The organism is Kribbella sp. NPDC050241 (assembly GCF_044459685.1).
GTDB lineage: Bacteria > Actinomycetota > Actinomycetes > Propionibacteriales > Kribbellaceae > Kribbella.
Window position 1 is genome coordinate 482170 of sequence record NZ_JBITJE010000002.1, and the last position, 24134, is coordinate 506303.

A 24134-nucleotide genomic window follows, 5' to 3' on the forward strand; every position below is an offset into this window, starting at 1 on the left:
CCTTTGTGCCTCATCCGCGCCCGGAGCGAAGCGAGGACGCGGATGAGCCTGCTCAAGGAACCCGACTTCGGTACGCCGGCCCGCCCCGGTGATGCCACCGTCGAACTGACCATCGACGGAATCGCGGTGACCGTCCCACCCGGGACCTCGGTCATGCGTGCGGCCAAGCAGGCCGGGGTCGACGTCCCGAAGCTGTGCGCCACCGACAACCTGGAGGCGTTCGGCTCCTGCCGGCTGTGCGTGGTCGAGATCGACGGAGTCCGCGGTACGCCGGCCTCCTGCACGACACCGGTGGCACCCGGCATGTCCGTGCGAACCCAGAACGAACGGCTCGGCAAACTCCGCCGGGGCGTGATGGAGCTCTACATCTCCGACCATCCGCTGGACTGCCTGACCTGTTCGGCCAACGGCGACTGCGAACTGCAGGACATGGCCGGCGTCACCGGCCTGCGCGAGGTCCGTTATGGCTCCGGGGTCGAGGCCGGCGCGAACCACCTGGACCTGCCGACCGACTCCTCCAACCCGTACTTCGACTTCGAGGCGTCCAAGTGCATCGCGTGTTCGCGGTGCGTCCGCGCCTGTGACGAAGTACAGGGAACTCTCGCGCTGACGATCGAGGGCCGCGGGTTCGACTCGAAGGTCGCGGCCGGTGCGGGCGTCTCGTTCATGGAGTCCGACTGCGTGTCATGCGGCGCGTGCGTGCAGGCGTGCCCGACCGCGACTCTGCAAGAGAAGTCCGTCGTCGAGCTGGGTATGCCGACGCGGTCCGTCATCACCACCTGTGCGTACTGCGGTGTCGGCTGCTCGTTCAAGGCCGAGATGCGCGGCGACGAGTTGGTGCGGATGGTGCCGTACAAGAACGGCGGCGCGAACGAGGGCCACTCCTGCGTGAAGGGCCGGTTCGCGTTCGGGTACGCCAGCCATCCGGACCGGGTGCTGGAGCCGATGGTGCGCGACACGATCGCGGACGAGTGGCGGAAGGTCTCCTGGGACGAGGCGATCTCGTTCACCGCACGGCGGTTGCGCGAGCTCCAGGCGCAGTACGGGCCGGGCTCGATCGGGGCGATCACCTCGTCGCGGACGACCAACGAAGAGGTCTACGCCGTACAGAAGATGGTTCGCGCGGTCTTCGGCAACAACAACGTGGACACCTGCGCGCGGGTCTGCCACTCGCCGACCGGGTACGGCCTGAAGCAGACGTTCGGCGAGTCGGCCGGCACCCAGGACTTCAAGTCGGTCGAGGAGGCCGACGTGATCCTGGTGATCGGCGCGAACCCGACCGACGCCCACCCGGTCTTCGCGTCCCGGATGAAGAAGCGGCTGCGGCAAGGCGCCAAGCTGATCGTGATCGACCCACGGCGGATCGACCTGGTCCGCTCACCGCACATCGAGGCCGCGCACCACCTGCGGCTCGCGCCCGGCACGAACGTGGCGATCATCAACGCGATCGCGCACGTCGTGGTCACCGAGAACCTGGTCGACCGCGCGTTCGTGGCGGACCGGTGCGAGGACTTCGAGACGTGGGAGTCGTTCATCGCGCAGCCCGAGCACAGTCCCGAGGCGGTCGCCGACATCAGCGGCGTACCGGCCGAGGAGATCCGCGCGGCGGCCCGCTTGTACGCGACCGGCGGCAACGGCGCGATCTACTACGGGCTCGGCGTCACCGAGCACAGCCAAGGCTCCACCATGGTGATGGGGATGGCGAACCTCGCGATGGCGACCGGCAACATCGGCCGCCGCGGCGTCGGGGTGAACCCCTTGCGCGGGCAGAACAACGTGCAGGGTTCGTGCGACATGGGTTCGTTCCCGCACGAGTTGCCGGGCTACCGGCACGTGTCCGACGACGGCGTCCGCGAGGTCTACGAGAAGCTCTGGGGTACGCCGCTGCTGAACGAGCCGGGCCTGCGGATCCCGAACATGTTCGACGCCTCGATCGAGGGATCGTTCCGGGGTCTGTTCGTCCAGGGTGAGGACATCGCGCAGTCCGACCCGAACACGCAGCACGTGTTCGCGGCGCTCGGTGCTCTGGATCTGCTCGTCGTCCAGGACCTGTTCGTCAACGAGACCGCGAAGTTCGCGCACGTGCTGTTGCCGGGGACATCGTTCCTGGAGAAGGACGGCACGTTCACCAACGCCGAGCGGCGGATCAACCGGGTTCGCCCGATCATGGCCCCGGAGACCGGCAAGCAGGAATGGGAGATCGTCTGCGAGATCGCCCAGGCGATGGGCTACCCGATGCACTACGACTCGGCGAGCCAGATCATGGACGAGATCGCGCAGACCACGCCGACGTTCATGGGCGTCTCGTTCAAGAAGCTGGACGAGGTCGGCTCGATCCAGTGGCCGTGCAACGTGGACTTCCCGGACGGGATGCCGATCATGCACGAGGAGGAGTTCACCCGCGGCAAGGGGCGGTTCATGGAGACCGTGTACGTGCCGACCACCGAGCGGTCGACGCGGAAGTTCCCGCTGATCCTCACCACCGGGCGGATCCTGTCGCAATACAATGTCGGCGCCCAGACCCGTCGTACGGCGAATGTCGCCTGGCACCCGGAGGACATCCTGGAAATGCATCCGCACGACGCCGAGGTCCGCGGGATCGAGGACGGCGACCAGGTCGCGCTGTCGAGCCGGGTCGGACGGACCGAGCTGCGGGCCAAGCTGTCCGACCGGATGCCGGTCGGGGTCTGCTACACGACGTTCCACCACCCGGTCACCGGGGCGAACGTGATCACCACCGACAACTCCGACTGGGCCACGAACTGCCCGGAGTACAAGGTGACCGCGGTCCAGGTCGACCTGCTGCCCGACCAGGTGGCCACCCGGGCCGAACGCGAGCCCGTCGTTGCCGGCGGCAACCGATGAGCGCCGGACTGCCCCCGCACGTCCGGCTGGCGAACGAGATCGCCGCCCAGTTCGCCCACCGCCCACCCACGGACGCCGCCACCGCGGTCGCCACCCACATGAACGCCGTCTGGGACCCGCGCATGAAGGCAGCCCTGATAGCCCACGTCCAATCCGGAGCCGAGGACCTGGACCCCGTCGCCGCCCTGGCAGCCCAACAGCTGGCCACCAAGTGACCACAGACCACGACCCAGCCCTCCAGCAGGTGGAGGAGGCCGGGGCTGAGGTTTCGGATCCCGGCCGTGAGCTTCGGGCGCGGCGGGCTGAGGTTTCGTGGGATTTTGCTCGGCAGGTGGCTCATGCTGCGGGGACGCCACTGGGGGCGGTCTCGCGGAGTTTGAGTGACGCGGATGGGCTCACGCTGGCCGCGCCGCTGGTGTCCACCGTGGCTGTCCCGCCGGTGGATCGCTCGGCCATGGATGGCTTTGCGGTGCGGGGCACCGGACCCTGGCGCGTGGTCGGACACGTGGGGATCAGATGCGCCGACCTCGTGATGTTGGAGGAGGGCGAGGCCTGCGGCATTGTGACGGGAGCCGCGGTGCCGGCGGACGCGACCTCGGTGATGCGGTCCGAGGACAGCGTGTTGCTCGGCGACGACCGCCTCGACGGCCCAAGCGAAGAAGGCAAGCACATCAGGCGGGCCGGAGAGGAATGCAAAGCCGGTGAACAACTCCTGCCGGCCGGCGTCACAGTGGATCCGGCCGTCCTCGGCCTAGCCGCAACCGTCGGACTCAACCGCCTGACCGTCATCCCGAAACCACGCGTAGCCGCCCTCGTCACCGGCGACGAACTCGTCCACCGCGGCCCGTCCGGACCGGGCCGGGTCCGCGACGCCATCGGCCCGATGCTCCCCGGCCTGATCACCCGCGCCGGCGCCGTACCCGCACCCGTGAGGCACCTCCCCGACTCCGGCGCCGACCTGATCAACGCCCTCGACACAACAGACGCCGAGCTCATCCTCGTCTCCGGCTCGTCCGCCTCCGGCCCAGCCGACCACCTCCGCCCGGCGCTGTCCGCCCTCGGTGCCGAGCTGATCGTCGACGGCGTCGCCTGCCGCCCCGGCCACCCCCAAGCCCTTGCCCAGCTGCCCGACGGCCGCCTGGTCATCGGCCTCCCCGGCAACCCCTTCGCCGCCCTGGTCGCGTTCCTCACCCTCGGCGTCTCGGCCCTTCTCCGCATGCGCGGTCTCCCGCTCCCGAGCCTCACGCTCACCCCCATTCCCGGCGGCCTCCAGTGCCACCCCCGCAGCACCCGCCTCGTCCCGGTCCGCCTCGAGCCGTACGGCGCCGTACCGGTTGGGCATGGCGGATCCGCGATGCTCCGTGGCCCAGCCGCAGCCGACGCACTTGCCGTCGTCGACCCCGGCCCAGCCGAAGCGATCGCCGCAAGACTGCTGCCACTCGATCCAGGAGCACGCCCATGGGCCGTGTGATCGCTCGCCGTCCAGTACTGCGTCTCGGCCCGGGAGGTGAACGGAAGCGCCCGGACTCGATCGCCGTCGAGGAACCGCTGGAGATCCGCGTCGACGGCAAACCTCTCGCCGTCACCATGCGAACCCCCGGACACGATGTCGAGCTGGCTCATGGATTCCTGCACACCGAAGGCGTGATCGGCAGCGTCGACGACATCCGCGAAGCGCGGTACTGCGACTCCTTCGACGACGAAGGCCGCAACACCTACAACGTCCTCGACCTCGGCCTCGCACCCGGCGTACCGCCGCCCCTCGCCGGTGTAGAGCGCAACTTCTACACCACGTCCTCCTGCGGCGTCTGCGGCAAGGCGTCCCTGGACGCAGTCCGGGTGAAGACGCGGTTCTCCCCGGCAGACGATCCGATGACCGTGCCATTCGACGTACTCGCCGGACTGCCCGACGCGTTGCGGGCCAAGCAGCAGGTGTTCGACCGGACCGGCGGCCTGCACGCGGCCGGCCTCTTCACGGCGACCGGCGAACTACTCGTCGTACGCGAGGACGTCGGCCGTCACAACGCCGTCGACAAGGTCGTCGGCTGGGCCGTCCTTGGAGGCATGATCCCGGCCGCCGGCTGCATCCTGGTCGTCTCCGGGCGTACGTCGTTCGAACTCGCGCAGAAGACCGTGATGGCGGGCATCCCGGTCCTCGCCGCCGTCTCCGCGCCGTCCTCCCTCGCGGTCGATCTGGCGGAGGAGGCCGGGATCACCCTGGCCGGCTTCATCCGCAACGGCAGCATGAACGTCTACACCCGCCCGGACCGCATCACGACCGCGGCCGAAAGGCTCACCTCACCGGCGTGAGCCGGTCCGTAGAGCGCCTCCCCACGCTCTTCGAGAAAGGCCCAGTAGCGGTCGCCGAAGGACCAGTGCCACCACTCGGTCGGGTAGTTCACCAGCCCGGCCGCGGACAGTACGTCGGCCAGCAACGCCCGGTTGGTCCGTGCCTCCCTGCTGATGTTGGTCGCGTCGAAGAAGCACGCGCCGTTGCTCTGCTCGGGCGTCGCGTCGATCGGCGTACCCAGGTCGAGCGGGCTGTGTGCGCCGATCAGCGTGAGGTCGACCGCGGCGCCGGCGACGTGCGGCGCCACCTCGACCGGGGACACGAACCGGCTCGCGAGCACGTGGACATCGTGATCGGAGATGCCCGGGTGCAGCTCCTCGAGCTCGGCCCGGTAGCCGTCGTAGATCTCCTGCTGGCTCTCGATCGGCCGGAGCCCTTCCACCACGTGCAGTTGAATCCCCGCCGGTAGGAAGGTGTCCGCCACCGCCAGCCGGTCGGCCACGCTCTCGCGGGCGAACTGCTGGTTCGGCGTCGAGATGCCACGGGTGTAGAGGTCGACCAGCGGCTCGCCGGTCTCCACCACAGGGATGGTGATGATCCGCTCGTCACTCAGGAGGACGGTCATCCGTTCGCCACCGCCGTCCGCAGCAGGGTGTCGACCACGTCGGCGTAGCTCATCCCGGCCGCCGCCCACATCCGCGGGAACTGCGACGCCGGAGTGAACCCGGGGAACGTGTTGATCTCGTTGACCACCGGCTCGCCGGCGGCCCGGATGAAGAAGTCCACCCGGGCCAGCCCTTCACAACCCAGTACCTCGAACACCTCGATCGCCGTACGCCGCAGCCGCTCGGCCAACGCAGCATCCAGCGGCGCCGGTACGACGAAACGCGTGGTGCTGCTGTCGTATTTGGCTGTCGCGTTGAAGAACGGCTGGGACGGATCACTGTGGATCTCCAGCGCGGGCGCGGTGTCGACCCGACCGTCGGGGAACTGCAGCACGGCCAGGTCGATCTCCCGGCCGACCATCTCCCGTTCGACCAGTACGCGCGGATCGACGTCGGCGGCGTCCGCGATCGCCTGCGCCAGCGAGACCAGATCTGTCGCCCGAGTCACACCGTAGCTGGAGCCGCCGTTGCCCGGCTTCACGAAAACCGGGAAGTCGAGGCCGGCCGCCTTGATCGTCTGCATCGCGGCCTCGGTGTCGGTGAGATCCGGTCCGCTGAGTGTCACGCCCGGAGTGACCGCGATGCCGTGGGCTTTGAGGACCGCCTTGGTGAGGTGCTTGTCCAGACCGACCGCGCTCGCCGCGACGCCGCTGCCGACGTACGGGACCTTCAGTTGGTTGAGGAATCCCTGCAGGGTGCCGTCCTCGCCGCCCTCGCCGTGCAGGGCCGGGACGGTGATGTCGCAGGCCTGCAGGATCTCGATCGCCTCGTGCTGCCCGTCGACCCAGTTGCCCTCGACATCGATCACCAGCGGGATCGCTGTGTGGCCGAGGATCTCGACCGCCTTGGCGATCCCTCTGCCGCTCGCCAGTGAGACCTGGTGTTCGGGGCTCGCACCGCCCATCACTACCGCGACCTTCATCGGTTGCCTTCCTCGTAACGTCGGGGCACCCGGGATCCGATGCCGCAGTAGATCTCGTGCGGGATGGTGCCGGCCCACCCGGCCCAGTCCCTGGCGGTCGGCTCACCCTGGGAGCCGTCGCCGAAGACGGTCACCGGTTCGCCCGGCTCGAGTGCCAGGTCACCGGCGTCGACGACGACCTGGTCCATCGCGATCCGCCCGATCACGGGCATCCGGACGCCCCGGCAGAGAACGCTCGCCTGGCCGGCCGCGACCCGCGGGATGCCGTCGGCGTACCCGAGTGGGACCAGCGCGACGGTGGTGTCCCGCGGCGCGATGTAGTCGTGGCCGTACGAAACCCCTTCACCGGCGTGGATCCGGCGTACCTGGGCCAGCTTGCTCATCAGCCGCATCGCGGGCCGCAGGCCGATGCCTGTCTCGTCGATGCCGTACAGACCGGCGCCGATCCGGACCAGGTCGCAGTCCGACGCGTCCAGCGTGATCGCACCGGCCGAGTTGGCCAGGTGTACGACGCTCGGCCGCAGACCGGCCCGTCGCGCGAGACTCACCCCGGTCCGCAGGAGCTGGAGCTGCCTCTTGCTTTGCACGGCGTCGGCGGAGTCGCCGTGCGAGAGGTGGGACCAGATCCCGCGGACCGTGACGGCGCCGAGCGCCTCGTAGTGCGCCGCCGCACGGGTGAGCTCGATCCACTGGTCAGGTGCGCTGCCGGCCCGGTGCAGTCCGGTGTCCAACTTGAGGTGCACGCAGTGGACGGACGGGATCGAAGCGACGCGCTGGAGTTCCGCGATCGTCGAGACGCTCACATCCACGTCGACGTCACCGAGCAGCATCAGCTCCGCGGCGTCGTACAGCCAGGTGAGAATCGGAGTGGTCAGTCCGCCCGCGCGCAACTGCAGCGCCTCGTCGGCGCGGGCCACACCGATCCAGGTCGCCCCGGCCTCGACCGCAGCCCGGGCCACCGGTACGGTGCCGTGGCCGAAGGCATCCGCCTTGACCACCGCCATCACGTCCTGCGGGACGAGCCGCCGGAAGGCCCGGACGTTGTCGCGGACAGCCGAGAGGTCGACGACCGCCTCGGAAAGCCCGGCAATCCCACGTGTCGCCGGGCGGTGGCGAGACTGAACCAGGTTCATGACCGCCATTGTTGTTTCTGGCAACCATCAGGATCATCGGAGTAAGGAAGGATGTTGCCCGGGCCGGGCGTACGACTCTGGTAGTACGCGTCGGCATGCCCTGGGCTGATCTGCCTCGTCATAATGGATGAGTGGAGGCCACCGATCACCTGAAGGCATCGCTCCTCGCGGCGATCGCGCTGGCGAACACTTTCGGCTCCGCCTGGCGTCAGGGACGGCCCGCGACAACGCCCTCTACGGAAGCCGTTGGCAGTGTGCTGCGGCTGACCACCAACCGCGTCGGCTCACCGGACCCCGCGGAGTACGCCTCCGGCGGGAAGACCTTGTACGACGCCCTCAGTCGGCTGCCAGAGGTCGATCCGGCGGTCGAGCTGGTGAACGACTTACTCCGGGTAACCAAGGCCGCGCCGCAGCTCGTCCGGGACGAGGGCGCACCGTGGCACCTGCACTTCGCCGGTCCGGACGCGTCCGAGGCGACCGGTTGGCTGGCAGAGTTCGCCACCGCCGTCGCGATGCTGCTTGGCAGTGACGACGTCCATCGCCTTCGCCGGTGCGAGGCGGAGCGGTGCGACGACCTCTTCCTGGACGCGACCAAGAACCGCACGCAGCGGTTCTGTTCAACGGCCTGCCAGAACCGCACCAAGGTCGCCGCCCACCGGGCCCGCACCGCCTGACCCGGTCGCTGTCACCATCGTTGCTTCCGGCAACCAGCCCAGCTTCGTGTAGAGGTGAACGCCTTCGGTGGTGGCCATCAGCAGACCGGTCCGTGCGCCGCGGGCGATTGCTCGTCGGCTGAGGGCGCCCATCACCACGCTGCCGAGTCCGCGCCGCCGATGGGCCGGATCGGTGTGGATGTCATGCATCACCGCATCATTGTCGACAATCGCCGCCATGCCGCGCGCCGCGACCTCACCGTGGTGCAGCAGCCGCAGGTGCTCCAGTGATCCGTCGGTCTCCGTCGTCAGTTCGTACGACGTCGGTGGGTCCGGCTGCGGGTGATCGGCGAGATCGATCGACATCAAGACCTTCTGCTCGGCGAATGTCTGCAATCCGGCAGCGCGAAGCCGGCGCGCGATCTCGTCGCCGTGCTGGGTGGTGACAGTCAGCCAGACATCCTCGGCCGCTTGCGCCACCAGCTGGTCGACGACCGCTGGGTCGTCCGCGCGGGCGAACAGTTCCCGGTCGCGTCCGGGCAACCGCAGTACGACGGCGAACGCATCGTCGTACTCGATCGCCGGCTCGAGCCCACGGCATCGCCGCCAGCCGTCCACCCACCGCCTGAGGAGATCGTCCATGCGGAGGAGTGTAACTGTTTATCGCATGATAGTCAGTTACTCGGGTCCGAGCACGAAGGTCTGGATGGCGACCACCGCGCCGCCGCGAGCCCACTCGCTGAAGTCGGCCGGCTGGAGCACCATCGGCAGTTCCGCGCTGGACGGGTGCCGGTCGGCGTGGAGCCCGGCGAGCAGGTCGTCGTGCGCGACGTCGGCCAGACGGACGCCCTCGCCGCCGAGGACGACGAGTTCGGGCAGGGTGAAGTTCGCGGCCGCCGCGATCAGCCGGCCCAGCGCGCGGCCGGCGCGACTGATCACCTGGCTCGCGGCCGGATCGCCTTTGGCTGCGAGGTCGAGGCATTCCTCGTAGTCGACTGGCCGGCCGAGCGCAGTACCGACCTGTTCGGTGATGGCGCTGACTGACAGCAGGCTGATCGCGCAGCCGCGGTGCCCGCGATCGCAGCGGGGTCCGTCCGGTAGCAGGGGGTAGTGACCGATGGTGCCGATGCTCGTGTCCGGGCTGTCCACGATCCGATTGTGGACAATCAGCCCGTATCCGACCCCGGCCCCGATCGTCAGCAGCACGAAGCGGTCGATGCCGCGGCCCGCGCCGAACCAGTGGGTCGCCTCGGTCAACGCGACCAGGTCGTTCGCGATCACGACCGGCGTACTGGTGTGGGCGGCGAGGATCTCGCCGAACGGTACGTCGACCCAGTTCAGGTACGGCCCCCAACGGACCTCGGAACTGTTCGCCACCCGGCCGCCGAGGGCCACGCCGAGCCCGGTGATCGGTCCCGGCGCCTGGACCGCGAGGTCGTCGGTGAGCTCGAGAACGAGCGCGGCCACCGCGGATGGCGTCGGATCGGTCAATGGCCGCTCGGCACTCGCGATCACCTCGGCCCGCAAGGTCGTGAGTACGCCGATCGCCGTGTCGCCAGTGAGTTTGATGCCGACGAAGTGGTGGGCGCCAGGGTCGAGATCGAGCGGCTGCGACGGCCGGCCGACACGGGCGTCCGTCGGTCCTCCGGCGACCTCGACCAGCAGACCGGACTCCACCATCGGCTTGGTCAGCCGGGTCAGACTGCCCGGCGACAAGCCCACGCGGCGTGACAACTCGGCGCGCGACAGCGGGCCGTCGAGCAGGATCTCCAACGCCACCTGCCGCGACGGTCCGGTCAGCGGACGCCACTCACCCATTTCGACAGGGTAGCCGCGCATGCTGGGGCTGGACGCCGGGACGTGACCCGGTCCGCGGTTCTGGCCGCACAAGCCCCGGCGTCGAGATCAACCCAACGTCGTGTAGGTGTCCACACCCCTCGAAATGGTGAACGCACCGACGGCGCCGTACCCAATTCTTTACGAAGTATGCCCCCACCCGGCCGGAAAAGATCGGGGACAACGCTGTCAGAAAAGTAACCCCGGCCAGCGCCCGCAGGACGGATAAAAACGTCGGGCGGATCAGCGGCCGCGGGTTGTCAGGCCGGGGAGGACCAGAGTCAGCCACCGGGATCGCACCGCCGGAGGCTGGTCGGTGGGGGCTGTGTTGATCAGCAGATAGAAGTCCTGGACCGTCACATCGGCGTGCAGATCTCCGTCGTCCTTGGCGGCCTGGATCAGTTCCGCGAAGGCCGTGCCGGTGCGATCGTCGACGAGTTCGTCGGTCGGATAAGCGCCGAGCAGGCGGGCCGCCGCCTTCACCGCGTGGTCCGTGGCGGATGCCTCCAGCACGCGCTCGACGAGTCCGAGGATCTCGTCCATCGCCTTGGCGCCGCCGGCCGTCCGCTCGCGGGCCGCCTCGATGTCGTCCGCAACGCGATCCAGATGCTCCGTGAGGACTGCGCTGACCAGGTCGGTCTTGTTCGGGAAGTGCCGGTACAGCGTGCCGACAGCCACCTCGGCGGCCGCGGCGATCTGGTCCATCCCGGCGTCCGGTCCGTGCCGGGTGATCTGTTCCCGGGCGGCGTCCAGAATCTTCGTCCGGTTGCGGACCGCGTCGGCGCGCGGGCTCATAGGCCTCCTCGGCTGGGCGTTGCAATATCGTGAACGCTGGTTCATGATAAGCGTGAACCAGCGTTCAGCTTATCCCCTGGGAGTGCCATGACAGCCAGGATCGCCCTCGTCACCGGCGCCTCGTCCGGCATCGGCGAGGCCACCGCGCGGAAACTGCACGCGCTCGGGTACGTCGTGTACGGCGCCGCCCGCCGCGTCGACCGGATGGAGAAGCTGGCCGCCGACGGCATCCGCACGATCGCCATGGACGTCACCGACGACGATTCGCTGCGCGCCGGGGTCGACCGCATCCTCAGTGAGACGGGGCGGATCGACGTACTGGTGAACAACGCCGGCTACGGGTCGTACGGCGCCGTGGAGGACGTACCGCTGGATGAGGCGCGGTACCAGTTCGAGGTGAATGTGTTCGGTGCCGCCCGGCTGATCCAGTTGGTGCTGCCCGGGATGCGGGCGCAGCGGAGCGGCACGATCGTGAACATCAGCTCGATGGGCGGCAGGATCTACACTCCGCTCGGAGGTTGGTACCACGGCACGAAGTTCGCGCTGGAAGCACTCAGTGACTGCCTGCGCCTGGAGACCAAGCCCTTCGGCATCGACGTGGTCGTGATCGAGCCGGGCAGCATCCAGACCGAGTGGGGTGACATTGCCGCGAGCAACCTCCGCAAGGTCTCCGCCGACGGTCCTTATGCCGAACGAGCGGACGCCATGGCTGCTTCGATGAGCTCCGAAGCCAACGCCCGCCGGAACTCCCCGCCCACAGTCATCGCCGATGCCATCGGCAAAGCCGTCACCGCCCGCCGTCCCCGAACCCGCTACACCGCCGGCTTCGCCGCCAAACCCCTGATCACGCTTCGCCGCGTCCTCCCGGACCGCGCCTTCGACGCGCTGATCAGCCGGCTGACCGGCACCGCGGTGTAGCGCTACCGCGGGAGCTTGCGGGTGTCGATCAACTGCTGGGCGACGTCGCGGAGTTTGGTGTTGGTGTCCTGGGAGTAGCGCTTGAGGATGGCGAAGGCCCGGTCGCCGTCGACATCGAAGCGTTCCATCAGGATGCCCATCGCCTGGCCGACGAGCTTGCGGGCGTCGACCGCCTGCGCCATCGATTCCTCGTGCCGGGCAGACGCGAGGGCAACGGAGGCATGCCGCGCAAGGATGTGGGCGATCGCCTCGTCGTCCTCCGTGAACGCATCCGGGATCGGGCTGTAGAGCCCAAGCACACCGACGGTCGCACGAGCCGCGCCACCAGTGGCCAGCGGTACGTCGAGCACGCTACGCACCCCGAGAGCAGCAACCTTCGCAGCCCACTCAGGCCAGCGGTCGTCGGCGGTGGTGGTGTCGCGGATCAGGACCGTGGACCGGTCCCGCAACGCGGTGACCAACGGACCGTTCTGGGTACTGAGCTGCAGGTCGTACACGTCCCTGACGACCGGATCGGTGACCGCGGCGATCTCCGCCTGTGATCCACGGGAGTACAGCGCGACCCCGGCGTAAGTGCAGTTGAGCGCCTGGAGGGCGAACTGAACGACGGCATCGACCGTCTCGTCCACCCCCGGGGCGTCGTGCAGCTCGATCGCCAGACGCGCGAACGCGTCCGCCGACGTCGCGGCGAGATCCTGATCGGTCATCACAGGGACTCCAGTCGTGCTCGAGCCATCGGGCACCCCGTGGCTGGAGTGATCCTCAGGAGACATGATGCAGCCCCCTGGCCGGAAAATGTTAGCCGGGCCGCCCACCGAATTTTCTGGGTCGCTGGACCCAGAACGCTACAGTGAAGCCCATGACGGACTTCTCCGCTCTGCTGAGCGGCCAGACCAGCTGGCGGCGGGAGTTCGCGGCACCGATGCGTGCCTTCCTGCGGACCGAAGCGGGCAGTTCCGGCGTCCTCGCCGCGGCCATCGTGGTCGCGCTGCTGTGGGCCAATGTCGCCCCCGAGCTGTACGACGATTTCTGGCGGACAGAACTGTCCGTCGGCCTCGGAAACAACGTCCTGAGTCTCGACCTGCGGGAGTGGATCAACAGCGGTCTGATGACGCTGTTCTTCCTCGTCGTCGGTTTGGAGGCGCGCCGCGAATTCGACCTTGGTGACCTGCGCGAGCGCAGCCGGTTCGTCCTGCCGCTGCTGGCCGGCGTCGCCGGCATGATCGTGCCGGTCCTGATCTATCTCGCCTTCAACCTGGGCGGCGACGGCGCGCACGGCTGGGGTGTCGCGATGTCGACCGACACCGCACTGGCGCTCGGGTTGCTGGCCCTGGTCGGCCGCGGCGTACCCGATCGGATCCGGATCTTCCTGCTGACGGTGTTCGTCGTCGACGACCTCCTCGCGCTGGTCGTGATCGGCGTCGTCTACAGCGAGAACGTCGACCTGATGATGCTGGCGGCGGCGATCGTCGCGTTCGCCATCGTCCTGACGCTCGCCATCTACCGGGTCCGCATCGCCTGGCTGTACGTCGTACTCGGAGTGGTCATGTGGGCCGCATTGCTCACGAGTGGCGTCGACCCCGTCGTCGCCGGACTCGCGATCGGCCTGACGGCAACGGCGTACACACCGGGGCGTGAGGAACTCGAGCAGGCGACCGGGCTGGTCCGCCTGTTCCGCGAGCAGCCGACGCCCGAACTGGCGCGGTCCGCGACGGTCGGACTGACCGCGACGATCTCGCCGAACGAGCGCCTGCAGTTCCTGTACCACCCGTGGACCAGCTACCTGATCGTCCCGCTGTTCGGCCTGGCCAACGCCGGCATCCCGATCGACCTGGACTTCCTCGGCCGGGCGTACACCGCGCCCATCACGCTCGGCATCCTGATCGGGTACGTCGTGGGCAAGCCGGTCGCGGTGATCGGGGTGTCCTGGCTGCTGGACCGCGCCACCGGCGGCCGTTTCCGCCCGCAGGTCGGCTGGGCCGGCGTGATCGGCAGCGGCACCATCGCCGGCATCGGCTTCACCGTGTCGTTGCTGATAGCAACGATTGCCTTCGAGGGGCAGGAGTTGGTGGAGGCCAAGCTCGGCCTGCTGTCGGCGGTCGTGGTGGCGTCCGTCCTGACCTGGCTGGTGTTCCGGACCGCGAAGCTGCTGTCACCACCGAAGAAGGCGCTGGCGCTCCTCGGCGACGCGGAGCAGTTGGTCGACCTGATCGACCCGGTCGATCCCGAACGCGACCACATCCGCGGTCCGCAGGACGCGTCGGTGACGCTGGTCGAGTACGGCGACTTCGAGTGCCCGTACTGCGGAATGGCGGAGCCCATCGTCCGCGACCTGCTCCTGGATGACGACCTGCGGTACGTCTGGCGCCACCTGCCTCTGAGCGACGTGCATGCGCGGGCGCAGATCGCGGCCGAGGTCTCGGAGGCGGCGGACGCCCAGGGTGCCTTCTGGGAGATGCACGACCTGCTGCTCGCGAACCAGGACAAGCTGCAGCCGGCCGACCTGCTCGGGTACGCCGGTCAGCTCGGACTCGACACGGACCGGCTGCACGACGAGGTGAAGCGGCACGTGGCCGCGGCCCGGGTCGCACAGGACGTGGAGTCGGCCGATCTGAGCGGTGTCTCCGGGACGCCGACGTTCTTCGTCAACGGGCAGCGGCACTACGGCGCGTACGACGTCGACACGCTGAAGGCGGCGATCCATGTGGCCCGGGCGCGGGCGAAGATCAGTCGCCGGGACTGACTGGATCTTGTGGTACTAGGGCATTTCTGCCACTGTCGCGAGGTCGCGCGGATGCCTGACGCTGGTGTCTCCCATGAGCGTTAAGGAGCCCGCCATGACCGTTCTGACCTCGGTTGTTCTGCAGACGCCCGCTGCCGGGCGCGACGACGCCGTCGCGCACTTCGCCGGCCGGTTGTCGTTCGAGGCCGACGTTTCCGACGTGGCCGCGGACATTGGTGCCGGGGCCCCAGGCTGGGTACTGATCGACAGCCGCAGCCAGGAGAGCTGGGACCAGGGTCACGTGCCCGGCGCGGTCCACCTGCCGACCCGCGAGATCGCTACCCGCGCGGCGTCCGTCGTACCCGACGGTGTGACGGTGGTGACGTATTGCTGGGGGCCAGGATGCAACGGGGCGACCAAGGCGGCGCTGGAGTTCGCCAGGCTCGGGTATCCGGTGAAGGAGATGATCGGCGGGTTCGAGTACTGGACCCGGGAGGGGTTGCCGGTCGAGACGGCCGACGGCATCGAACGCCGGGCGACCGATCCGCTCACCGCGCCGCTCGGGATCGCCTGCGCCTGCTGACCGGGCTCAGAGACCGGCCAGGTAGTCCGCGTTGCCGCGGATGGCGGCCTCGTAGCGTTTGATCTCCGCGCTGTCCACGCGGTCGGCGATGACGAGCAGCAAGGACGCCAGTGCCTTGTCCTTCTGTCCGGCCGCGTGGAGGGTGAGTGCCTTGAACACCCGCAGCGAGTCCGACTCGGGGAACTCCGCACAGGCCTTCTTGAACACGTCCAGCGAGTCGTCGAACCGGTCGAGGTTGCGCAGCGTGCTGCCGTACTGCAGCAGGCACTTGCGTCGCGTCTCCCCGCTCAACCCGGGCAGCGCGCGCTCGTAGTATTCGATCGCCTTCGCTTCCTGCCCGTCGGTGTCGTACGACCCGCCGACCTCGTACAGCACGTACGGGTTGTTCGGATGCTCGGTCAGCAATTGCTCGAAGAAGTCGATCGTCGGCTGCATGTTCGACCGGTCCCGCCGGCCGAACGCTTCCTCGATCGTCGCGGCCAACTCCGGCGTCAGTTCTGTTGTCACCACTCCATCATGCCGCGTCCGGCCGGACCTACGGCGTGCGGCGTTGCTGCCAGGGCCACGACCCGGAGATCTCGACCTCCAGAGCGAAGCTGAGGACGGTGCGGATGACGACGATCAGGCCCAGGATGAGGACGGATTGGGCCGAGGTGTCGACGATGATCGAGCGGATGATGTCGCCGACGATCAGGATCTCCAGGCCGAGGAGGATGACCCGGCCGAGGTTGACGCGCAGGCGCTGGTAGGTGTTCGTGCCGTGGTGCAGTACGTCGTACACGTAGCGGACCAGGACGACCGCGAGGCCGATCGCCATGATGAACACGCCGGCGCCCTCGATCACCCGCGCCACGTCGGCGAACACGGCCTCGAAGTCCACCGTCCACAAGTACCAGTCAGGCGGCCGCCGTGGTGGCTGCCTCGCCGGGCCGGATGTTCTGGTTCAGGTGGAAGACGTTGTCCGGGTCGTACGCCGTCTTGAGCGCGACCAGCCGGGCCAGCTTCGCCGGCGGGAACGCTCGGTTGATCGGGTCGCCGTTGAGCGTGTTCACGTAGGCCCCGTTCGCGTACGGCGCCAGCGTCGCGGCGTACTCACGCAACTGGGCGATCCGTGCCTCGTCCTCCGCCGGGTCCTCCCACCGCGTCGCGGTGACGAACTCGAACAGCGTGTCCCGGTGGCTGAACGCAGCATCGTCATCCGGTACGTCGGCGATCGCACCGCCGTACGCCTGCAGGCTCGCAGCCACACCAGGTGTCCGCAGCAACGCACGGATCGCGTCATCCGGCAACGCCTTGAAGTAGTGACCCTTCCAGTAGCGGCGGTAGCGGTGTCCCTGCACGCTGTCGTCCCGACTCTGCAAGGTCAAGTACGGCATCTCCTCGATGGACTCATCCAGCACAGGACCCAGCGCACGGAACGACGGCAGCAGGTTGTAGCCGCCTTTTCCGACCCACACGTACCCGACGGTGACGGTGTCCGCCTTGATCGTCGCGGTGAACGTCGCCTCCCGCGGTGCGTTCGCGTTGAGTTCCCGCCAGCCCCGCAGTACATGGAAACCTGCCGACGCCGGATAGGTGAACTCGGCAACCAACGCCCGCGTCCCGACCTGGTGCAGGCGGAATTCGAACGACGTGACGATCCCGAAGTTCCCGCCACCACCGCGCAGTCCCCAGAACAGCTCCGGGTTCTCCTCGGCACTCGCGCGAACCACCTCGCCGTCCGCCGTGACCACCTCGTACGACGCCACGTTGTCGCAGGCGAGACCGAACTGCCGGGCCAGCCAGCCCATCCCACCGCCGAGGGTCAGGCCGCCGACGCCGGTGTGCGAGACGTTGCCCGCGGTCGTCGCCAGACCGTGTTCCTGCGCGGCCCGGTCGAGCTCGCCCAGCAAAGCGCCACCCTGGATCCAGGCCAGTTGCCGGTCCGGATCGACCCGGACCGCGTTCATCGGCGTGAGGTCGATCATCAGGCCGCCGTCCGGTACGGCGAGACCGGCGATGTTGTGGCCGCCGCAGCGGACCCCGATCTCGAGTCCGGCCGTCCGCGCGAAGCGGACCGCTGCCACCACGTCGCCGGTGTCGTGACACCGGGCGATCACGGCGGGGCGACGGTCGACCATCGCGTTCCAGACGGTGCGGGCCTCGTCGTAGCCGGCGTCGCCGGCGCGTAGCAGGGTGGTCATCGTTCTGGCTCCTTCGCAGCGGGTTGTGTCCACCACCCTGACAGCGAAGCGGTACTCCGATAAGGTCCAGTTTCGTGAGCCGAATCAGGACCAGTTCAGGCGCCGGTGAGTTGTTGGTCGAGCTCCGCCGGGACGCCGGAGTGCCGCTGCATCAGCAGCTCGAAGGCGGGATCCGGGCTCGCATCCGCGAGGGCCTGCTGCGCGCCGACACCGTGATGCCATCGACCCGCGCGCTGGCGGACGACCTCGGGTTGTCGCGTGGCGTCGTGGTCGAGGCCTATCAGCAGTTGGTTGCGGAGGGCTATCTGGTCAGCCGGGGTGGTGGCTACACGCAGGTCGCGCCGGTGGAGATCGTCGAGCCGGACGTCGCGGTCGCGAAGCCGGCCGGGGAGCCGCGGATCGACTTCCGCTACAGCCGTCCGGACGTCTCGCAGTTCCCGCGCGCCGCGTGGCTTCGCTCGATCCGGCGGGTCCTGAACGAGACGCCGTACCAGAGCCTCGCCTATCTCGACGGGCGCGGCACGATCGAGCTGCGTACGGCGCTCGCCGACTACCTCAATCGAGTCCGCGGTACGGCGGCCCGCCCGGAACACATGATGATCTGCAACGGCTTCGCGCAGGGATCGCGGTTGCTCCTGCAGGTCCTTGCCGAGCAGGGCTATCGCTGTCTGGCGGTCGAGGATCCGTCCGACAACGATCTGCGCGAGGTGGCCCGAGCGGCCGGTCTCGAGGCGGTCGGCGTACCGGTGCTGGAGTCGGGGATCGATGTCGACGCGCTCGAGCGGTCGGGGGCGGACGTCGTACTGGTGACGGCCGCTCACCAGTTCCCGACCGGCGCGGTCGCGTCGGCGGAGACGCGGGCGGCGCTGGTGGCGTGGGCCGCCGAGGGTGATCGGCTGGTCATCGAGGACGACTACGACGCGGAGTACCGCTACGACCGCGAGCCGATCGGTGCGATGCAGGGCCTCGCGCCGGACCGGGTCGCGTACGCCGGCACGGCGAGCAAGACGCTGGCGCCGGGGTTGCGGCTGGGCTGGCTGATCCTGCCGACCAGGCTGGTCGAGCCGATGTCGCGGGCGAAGCTGATGGACGACCGCGGGTCGCCGGTGTTCGACCAGTTGGCGTTCGCGGACTTCGTGGCTCGCGGTGAGTTCGATCGGCATCTGCGCCGGATGCGGCCGCGGTACCGGCTGCTGCGGGACACGCTGGTCGACCGGCTCGCGGCGCGACTGCCCGAGCTGGTGCCGGTCGGGATCTCGGCCGGCCTGCATGTGATGACGTTGCTGCCACCGGATCTGACCGAGGCCGACGTCCAGGCGGCGGCGCTCGAACGCGGTCTCGGCGTCTACGGACTGACGCCGTACTGGGTCGCGTCGCCGGGGCCGGCCGGACTGGTCTTCGGGTACGGCGGGCTGACCCAGAAGGCTGTTGTCGAGGGCATCGACCTGCTCGCGGACGCGATCGGGTCCTTCCGCAGTCGATGAATAAACTTCCAGTCTCTTGCAATTTGATCCGAATGGTTCTAGGCTCGGACGGGTGATAACCGCTGCTTGCATCGACAATCTGATGAACCAGGGCTGGCCCGCCGCGCACAGCACCGAGCTCGACGGCTGGCTGGTTCGACGCAACGACGGTGTCACCCTCCGAGCCAACTCGGTGCTGCCCGCGGGTGCGCCGTTCGACCTCGGAAAAGCCTTGGACTACGTGGAAAACCTGTACCAGGCGCACGGCATCACGCCGTCGTTCCAGATCAGCCCGGCGGCCCAGCCGACCGACCTGGACGCTCAGCTCGAGGCCCGCGGCTACGAGGTCCGCAACCCGACGCTGGTGCAGTGCGCCGAGATCGCCGACGTCCTCGCCAAGCTCCCCGAGTCGGACGCCGACGTGAATATTTCCTCGGTGCCCAGCGATCGCTGGATGAAGTGCTGGTGGGCTGTCGACGGTCGCGGCGGCGGTCCGGCCGAGCAGGCGTCCGCCCAGCAGATCCTCGAGCGCGGCCGTGCGCTCTACGCCGTCCTGCCAGGTGCGGCCGAGGACGCCAAGGCGATCGGCCGGCTCGCGCTCGTCGACGACTGGGCCGGCCTCTACTGCCTGGCCGTCGACGAAGGCTTCCGGCGGCAGGGCCTGGCCCGAACCGTCATTCGCGCCTTGTTGCAGGAGGCAACGAACCGGGGTGTCGAGCGCGTCTTCCTGTGCGTCGTCGAGGCCAACACCCCGGCCCGTGCCCTCTATGACCGCCTCGGTTTCCGGACGGTCTCGCGGTACCACTACCGCGTCAGAGCGTGACCTTCGCCAGCAACTCCAGTACGACGAACTTCGCCCCCGTGCGCTCGACCGAGGAGCGCAGCGGGGTGAGGTCGGTCCACGGCACGGCCGGCTGATCGATCGGCTTGCCGAAGTCGTCCCAGTGTGTCGCCAGCACCGTGCGCACCGGCTTGATCGTCCGGAGCAGTCGGTCGGTGATGCCGGGCTCGCCGCCTGGTGCGGCGAGGACCACATCGACCTCGAGATCGCGCAGTGCGTTCGGGTCGAAGTTCGCCGTACTCAGACTGAGGATGCGCAGGCCGCCGATCGTGATCACGTACGCGAGCGTGCCGCCCTCGACCAGGTCCTCGATCACCCGCGGCCGGGGCGGTACGGCGTCGAGGCGGTAGCCCGCGAAGGCGTAGTCGTGCCGCTTCCCGCCACAGGAGTGCAGTGAGGGGAAGACCTCGATGGTGAAGCCGTCGAACGCCAGGTACTCGCCGCCGCGCACAGGTGACAGCAGGTCGTTCGGCGTCCGCATCGCCCGCAGCAGGTTGACGTGCGACTGGGTGCCGAGGACCGTCGCCTGTGTCTTCTGCGCGACGTACGGTACGTCGGCCATGTGGTCGTAGTGCCCGTGGTGCACGAGGATCGCGTCGGCCGCGGTGAGGTGGCGATCGATCACGGCCTCGTCGATCACCAGTCTGGTCTTGGGGTTCACGCCGTCGGTTGTGAACGTCCCGGTCTCGAAGCGGGTCAGCCACGGATCGGTCAGCACGATGTGCTCGCCGCACCGGATCTGCCACGCGTGGGTGCCGAGCCAGGTGAACTCGACCGCCGTCCGGTCGGTGGGTGCGCTCGCTGTCGGTGCCGCTTCGCTGCGGGTGCCCATTGCGATGACTCCGGTGGCTCCGGCCGCGGCTGCGCCGGTCAGCATGCCTCGACGACTCACCTTCACGCTGTCTCCTCTCGTCGTACTGGGGCTTCAGTCAAGGCGAGGGGGTTGGACGCTGTCGAATATGCTCTTGCGCATGAATCGATTGTCTGGAGATATCGCCGCAGGTCAGCCGCGTCAATGCTGACCGAACGGCATCTGCAGATCTTCATCGCGCTGGCCGAGGAGCACCACTTCGGCGACGCCGCCCGGGTGGTCGGCATCACCCAGCCGCCGCTGTCGCAGGGGCTGCGCCGGCTGGAGGCGCTGGTCGGCGCCAAGCTGTTCGAGCGCGGGCAGGGCCGGGTCGAACTGACTCCGGCCGGCGCTGCGTTACTGCCATACGCCCGTCGCGCGCTGACCTCGATCGAGGAACTGCGTCAGGCCGCGGTGTCGCGTGATCCAGAAGGACCCGAGATCCGGCTCGGGCTGGCGCCGGAGGTCCCGCCGTCGGCCGGTGCGGCAGTGGCCGCGGCTTGTGGTGCCGCGATTCCGGGGAGCCGGGTGACTGTGGTTTCTGCGCCGACCAGTTCGCTCGTAGGTCAGGTGTCCGCGGGCCGGTTGACGTTGGCCGCCGTACTGCATCCCGCCGTACTCGATGGGCTCGAGGCTGGGCCGGTGACGTTGCTGCCGACGTGGGCACTCGCACCGAAGGCACTCGGTGCGAACGACGGGGACGAGGTCGCCCTCCGGCGGTTGACCGGCGTGCCGATCGCTGTCCGGCCGCGGGCCGAGGCGCCGGCGGCTCGGGATCTGTTCCTGGACACGCTCGCGCTGCATCGTCCGAACGGCGGCACGGTCGTGGTCACGGACGAGCGGGCCGGGCTCGCGATGGCGGCTGCGGGCCAGGCGATCGTGGTGACCGCGGATCCTTCGCTGACGGCGCCTGGAGTCGGCAGGCATCGCATTGTCGACAATCCACTGCCGGTGCGACTGCGCCTGGTGTGGTCCCGGACGCGTACGCCGTTCCTCCGCCCGGCGGATGTGATGGCTCAGTTGACCGATGCGATGGTGGCGTCATGAGCGCCCGGATCCGCGCGGTCTTCGAGGACGCCGGCGTTCGCGGCTGGATGCACGCTGTCGCGCTCGACTCGCCGGATTCGACGGTCGAGGTCGACGCGGACACCGTCGTACCGATGGCGTCGGTCTACAAGGTGCCGTTGCTCGCGGGATTCTGCCGGCTGGTCGATCTGGGCGAGGTCGATCCGCGGCGGCAACTGACACTGGACCCGTCGACGCGGACGGCCGGACCGACCGGGCTGTCGATCCTGGCGGACCCGGTGACCATGTCGCTGCGGGACCTGGCGGTGTCGATGATGACCGTGTCCGACAACGCCTCCGCGGATGCGCTGCTGGACGTGGTCGGTTTGCAACGGCTGGCGGAGCTACTGGAGTCCTTCGGTTTGCAACGGACCTGGGTACGACGGGGGACCGCGGGCAACCTGCGTGACCTGCAGCGCCGCACCGGGGTGGACGATCCGGACGCGGCACTCGCCGTACTGGCCGACAACGATCAGACCGATCCGGCCGGCGTCTATGAGGCGGCGAACGCGTCGGCGAGCAGCCCGCGCGACCTGACGACACTGCTGCGGCGGTTGTGGACGGGGGAGTTGCTCTCGGAGGAGCAGACGGCGTTCGTCCGGGCGACGATGCATCGGCAACTGTTCATGCACCGGCTGGCGTCCGGCTTCCCGCACGACGGCGTACGCGTCGCGGGGAAGACCGGGACGTTCGGAGCCTTGCGGCATGAGGTTGGGGTCGTGACGCTGCCGGGCGGCGCTACCTTTGCGATCGCCGTGTTCACGCTCGCTGCTCGCGGCGACTTCCGCCAGCCCAGGGTCGACGCCGCGATCGGCGAGGCCGCTCGGGTCGCCGTTGACCTTTTGCGTTAGTGCCCTGAGTCGGACTCAGGACACTAGACGATCGCGTAGGCCTCGACCTCGAGCATGGCGTCGGGGCTGAAGAGTGCGACCACCTGGACCGCGGTGCTCGCGGGCGGGTTGGTGGTGTCGACGTACGCGTCGCGGGCAGCGCGGATCGCCGGCAGGTAGGCGATGTCGGTGACGAAGAAGTTCAGCTTGATCACGTCGGCGAAGGTGGCACCGGCGGCCTTCAGGCACGCGTCCAGATTCGCGAACACCTGCCGCGCCTGGGCGGCCGGGTCGCCGACGCCGACGAACGCGCCGTCGGCGTCCAGTGCGACCTGCCCGGCGATCGCCACCCACTGTCCGGGGCCGGTCACGACATGGCTGTAACCGTTGCCTGGGGCAACACCTTCCGGTTGCGGGTGTGAGAGCTTGCTCAAGAGTTCCTCCAGAGTCGGGTCGTCCGCACTCAGGTATACAACGCCTTGGTGAGGAAGTCGCCGACGAGTCGCTGCATCCCGGCGTCGAAGCGGTGCCGGCCGGGGAGCCAGACGCCTTCGTAGCTGCCGGGGCCGTAGTGGAAGTGTTCGGTGAGTTCACGGTCGGCGTCGTGCATGCCGGCCGGGCTGAACAGTTCGTCGTCCTCGGCGTACACGACGAGTTGCTGGTGGCGGGCGCGGCCGGCGGCGAGGGTCGGGTGATCGAGGTGCCGGGCCAGGCCGGGAGTCGAGAACAGCCACGAGTGGACGTCGACGTACGACGGAATGAGCCCGGCGAAGGTGGTCATCATGCAGACCACGGCCGACGCCTCGATGCCGGGATCGAGCGCGGTGAGGATCGCGGCGCGGCCACCACCGCCGGACAAACCGAAGACGCCGACCTTCTCCACGCCGTCGATTCCGCGCAACACGCTGAGCGCGGTCAGGTCGTCGTACGCGACCATGCCGGCCAGCGACGTACCGAGAATCCCGGCCGCCTTCGCCACCGTGTGCTCGTGAACGGCCGCGGCGACGTCGTACGACTCGTCGTCCTCGGCCGGCAGCTCGAAGCGGCGGGAACCCCAGGCGAAGGTGTCATGACACAGCACCACGAAGCCCGCGCGGGCGAGCACACCGGCGGCGGCCTGGCCCTCGTACAGGTCCTCGCGGACCCTGATCGCGACCCGGCTGGGCCGCGGTACGTCGACCAGCCGCTCGGCACCGATCGACTTCACCCCGGCATGGCAGTGCAGGCCGAGCAGGCCCGCCCGCGGCGCTCGCCCGGCCGGCCGGAGCAACCACGCACGCGTCGGCGGTCCGAACGGCGTGGTCCACTGGAGTTCACTGGTGTGGACGCCATCGGCCTGCCACTCGTCCATGGTGCGCACGGCAGGCGCGGCGCCGGGCTCCGGTACGCCGAGCAGTCCGGCGACCTTGGTGGTCAGTTCGTCCCCGGTCAGTGGCAGGGTGTCCCGGACGAAGTCCGGCCAGTCGTCGTACCCGCCCAGTGCGCTGGGTCTCACGCCACCTCACAGGGGTTGAGAAACC

The 24134-nt window shown here is 68.9% G+C and carries 25 protein-coding genes; 12 read left to right on the top strand and 13 right to left on the bottom strand.

Annotation, left to right across the window (positions count from 1 at the left end; all coding sequences use genetic code 11):
• The first annotated feature begins 42 nt into the window (after window positions 1–42).
• The 4 genes from fdhF to fdhD all read left to right on the top strand — a co-directional run bounded on the left by fdhF (window position 43) and on the right by fdhD (window position 5175).
• The gene (fdhF, locus tag ACIBG5_RS10260) at window positions 43–2865 is read left to right on the top strand and encodes a formate dehydrogenase subunit alpha (RefSeq protein ID WP_396391219.1); all 2823 of its coding nucleotides are present in this window, start codon (window positions 43–45) and stop codon (window positions 2863–2865) included.
• Complete coding sequence (locus tag ACIBG5_RS10265) at window positions 2862–3080, top strand: formate dehydrogenase subunit delta (protein ID WP_396391220.1); 219 nt, start codon at window positions 2862–2864, stop codon at window positions 3078–3080. The genes fdhF and ACIBG5_RS10265 overlap by 4 nt, the downstream gene beginning before the upstream one ends.
• Window positions 3081–3196: 116 nt before the next feature.
• Window positions 3197–4336: a molybdopterin molybdotransferase MoeA gene (locus tag ACIBG5_RS10270; protein WP_396391221.1), complete on the top strand. Its 1140-nt coding sequence runs from the start codon at window positions 3197–3199 to the stop codon at window positions 4334–4336.
• The gene (fdhD, locus tag ACIBG5_RS10275) at window positions 4324–5175 is read left to right on the top strand and encodes a formate dehydrogenase accessory sulfurtransferase FdhD (protein ID WP_360442900.1); all 852 of its coding nucleotides are present in this window, start codon (window positions 4324–4326) and stop codon (window positions 5173–5175) included. The genes ACIBG5_RS10270 and fdhD overlap by 13 nt, the downstream gene beginning before the upstream one ends.
• Here the strand turns inward: fdhD and ACIBG5_RS10280 are convergent.
• From ACIBG5_RS10280 to alr, 3 genes are read right to left on the bottom strand one after another with little or no spacing between them, the layout of a single operon-like run.
• Window positions 5118–5780, bottom strand: coding sequence for a M15 family metallopeptidase (locus tag ACIBG5_RS10280; protein WP_396391222.1), 663 nt, complete (start codon window positions 5778–5780; stop codon window positions 5118–5120). The genes fdhD and ACIBG5_RS10280 overlap by 58 nt on opposite strands.
• Entirely contained in the window at window positions 5777–6742 is a 966-nt protein-coding gene (locus ACIBG5_RS10285) for a D-alanine--D-alanine ligase (RefSeq protein ID WP_396391223.1), read from the bottom strand. The genes ACIBG5_RS10280 and ACIBG5_RS10285 overlap by 4 nt, the downstream gene beginning before the upstream one ends.
• A complete protein-coding gene (alr, locus tag ACIBG5_RS10290) occupies window positions 6739–7875 on the bottom strand; it encodes an alanine racemase (RefSeq protein ID WP_396391224.1) in 1137 nt (378 codons plus the stop codon). The genes ACIBG5_RS10285 and alr overlap by 4 nt, the downstream gene beginning before the upstream one ends.
• Window positions 7876–8006: 131 nt before the next feature.
• Here alr and ACIBG5_RS10295 point away from each other — a divergent pair, with 131 nt between their 5' ends.
• Window positions 8007–8549 (top strand): CGNR zinc finger domain-containing protein, encoded by a 543-nt coding sequence (locus ACIBG5_RS10295; RefSeq protein ID WP_396391225.1) that lies wholly within the window; start codon window positions 8007–8009, stop codon window positions 8547–8549.
• Here the strand turns inward: ACIBG5_RS10295 and ACIBG5_RS10300 are convergent.
• From ACIBG5_RS10300 to ACIBG5_RS10310, 3 genes are all read right to left on the bottom strand, one after another.
• A complete protein-coding gene (locus ACIBG5_RS10300) occupies window positions 8493–9170 on the bottom strand; it encodes a GNAT family N-acetyltransferase (RefSeq protein WP_396391226.1) in 678 nt (225 codons plus the stop codon). The two genes, ACIBG5_RS10295 and ACIBG5_RS10300, sit on opposite strands and share 57 nt — an antisense overlap.
• Before the next feature lie 36 nt (window positions 9171–9206).
• Window positions 9207–10346, bottom strand: a complete 1140-nt coding sequence (locus tag ACIBG5_RS10305) for an ROK family protein (protein WP_396391227.1) — start codon at window positions 10344–10346, stop codon at window positions 9207–9209.
• A 261-nt stretch (window positions 10347–10607) separates the two neighbouring features.
• Entirely contained in the window at window positions 10608–11159 is a 552-nt protein-coding gene (locus ACIBG5_RS10310; protein WP_396391228.1) for a TetR/AcrR family transcriptional regulator, read from the bottom strand.
• Between the two features lie 87 nt (window positions 11160–11246).
• Between ACIBG5_RS10310 and ACIBG5_RS10315 the strand changes: the two genes are divergently transcribed.
• Complete coding sequence (locus ACIBG5_RS10315) at window positions 11247–12077, top strand: oxidoreductase (RefSeq protein ID WP_396391229.1); 831 nt, start codon at window positions 11247–11249, stop codon at window positions 12075–12077.
• Window positions 12078–12079: 2 nt separating this feature from the next.
• On the opposite strand, the gene ACIBG5_RS10320 is transcribed toward ACIBG5_RS10315, so the two are convergent.
• The gene (locus ACIBG5_RS10320; protein ID WP_396391230.1) at window positions 12080–12784 is read right to left on the bottom strand and encodes a GAF and ANTAR domain-containing protein; all 705 of its coding nucleotides are present in this window, start codon (window positions 12782–12784) and stop codon (window positions 12080–12082) included.
• Window positions 12785–12936: 152 nt separating this feature from the next.
• Between ACIBG5_RS10320 and nhaA the strand changes: the two genes are divergently transcribed.
• Complete coding sequence (gene nhaA / locus ACIBG5_RS10325; protein WP_396391231.1) at window positions 12937–14820, top strand: Na+/H+ antiporter NhaA; 1884 nt, start codon at window positions 12937–12939, stop codon at window positions 14818–14820.
• 94 nt (window positions 14821–14914) lie between these two features.
• On the top strand, window positions 14915–15382 hold the full coding sequence (locus ACIBG5_RS10330; protein ID WP_396391232.1) for a rhodanese-like domain-containing protein: 468 nt from the start codon (window positions 14915–14917) through the stop codon (window positions 15380–15382).
• Between the two features lie 6 nt (window positions 15383–15388).
• Here ACIBG5_RS10330 and ACIBG5_RS10335 read toward each other — a convergent pair whose 3' ends face one another.
• The 3 genes from ACIBG5_RS10335 to ACIBG5_RS10345 are packed head-to-tail and all read right to left on the bottom strand — an operon-like array spanning window position 15389 to window position 17565.
• Window positions 15389–15889, bottom strand: a complete 501-nt coding sequence (locus ACIBG5_RS10335; protein ID WP_396391233.1) for a tetratricopeptide repeat protein — start codon at window positions 15887–15889, stop codon at window positions 15389–15391.
• 28 nt (window positions 15890–15917) lie between these two features.
• Window positions 15918–16262 (bottom strand): DUF1622 domain-containing protein, encoded by a 345-nt coding sequence (locus ACIBG5_RS10340; RefSeq protein WP_396391234.1) that lies wholly within the window; start codon window positions 16260–16262, stop codon window positions 15918–15920.
• Between the two features lie 16 nt (window positions 16263–16278).
• On the bottom strand, window positions 16279–17565 hold the full coding sequence (locus ACIBG5_RS10345; protein ID WP_396391235.1) for an FAD-binding oxidoreductase: 1287 nt from the start codon (window positions 17563–17565) through the stop codon (window positions 16279–16281).
• Window positions 17566–17639: 74 nt separating this feature from the next.
• Between ACIBG5_RS10345 and ACIBG5_RS10350 the strand changes: the two genes are divergently transcribed.
• Entirely contained in the window at window positions 17640–19049 is a 1410-nt protein-coding gene (locus tag ACIBG5_RS10350; RefSeq protein WP_396391236.1) for a PLP-dependent aminotransferase family protein, read from the top strand.
• A 52-nt stretch (window positions 19050–19101) separates the two neighbouring features.
• Complete coding sequence (locus ACIBG5_RS10355) at window positions 19102–19851, top strand: GNAT family N-acetyltransferase (protein WP_396391237.1); 750 nt, start codon at window positions 19102–19104, stop codon at window positions 19849–19851.
• Here ACIBG5_RS10355 and ACIBG5_RS10360 read toward each other — a convergent pair.
• Window positions 19841–20767, bottom strand: coding sequence for an MBL fold metallo-hydrolase (locus ACIBG5_RS10360; protein ID WP_396391238.1), 927 nt, complete (start codon window positions 20765–20767; stop codon window positions 19841–19843). The two genes, ACIBG5_RS10355 and ACIBG5_RS10360, sit on opposite strands and share 11 nt — an antisense overlap.
• Before the next feature lie 117 nt (window positions 20768–20884).
• Here ACIBG5_RS10360 and ACIBG5_RS10365 point away from each other — a divergent pair, with 117 nt between their 5' ends.
• Window positions 20885–21766: a LysR family transcriptional regulator gene (locus tag ACIBG5_RS10365; protein ID WP_396391239.1), complete on the top strand. Its 882-nt coding sequence runs from the start codon at window positions 20885–20887 to the stop codon at window positions 21764–21766.
• Entirely contained in the window at window positions 21763–22635 is an 873-nt protein-coding gene (locus ACIBG5_RS10370; RefSeq protein ID WP_396391241.1) for a serine hydrolase, read from the top strand. The genes ACIBG5_RS10365 and ACIBG5_RS10370 overlap by 4 nt, the downstream gene beginning before the upstream one ends.
• 23 nt (window positions 22636–22658) lie before the next feature.
• Here ACIBG5_RS10370 and ACIBG5_RS10375 read toward each other — a convergent pair whose 3' ends face one another.
• Together ACIBG5_RS10375 and ACIBG5_RS10380 are read right to left on the bottom strand one after the other, a co-directional pair.
• Complete coding sequence (locus ACIBG5_RS10375) at window positions 22659–23048, bottom strand: RidA family protein (protein WP_396391242.1); 390 nt, start codon at window positions 23046–23048, stop codon at window positions 22659–22661.
• 29 nt (window positions 23049–23077) lie between these two features.
• Window positions 23078–24109, bottom strand: coding sequence for a hypothetical protein (locus ACIBG5_RS10380; protein ID WP_396391243.1), 1032 nt, complete (start codon window positions 24107–24109; stop codon window positions 23078–23080).
• Window positions 24110–24134: the final 25 nt, after the last annotated feature.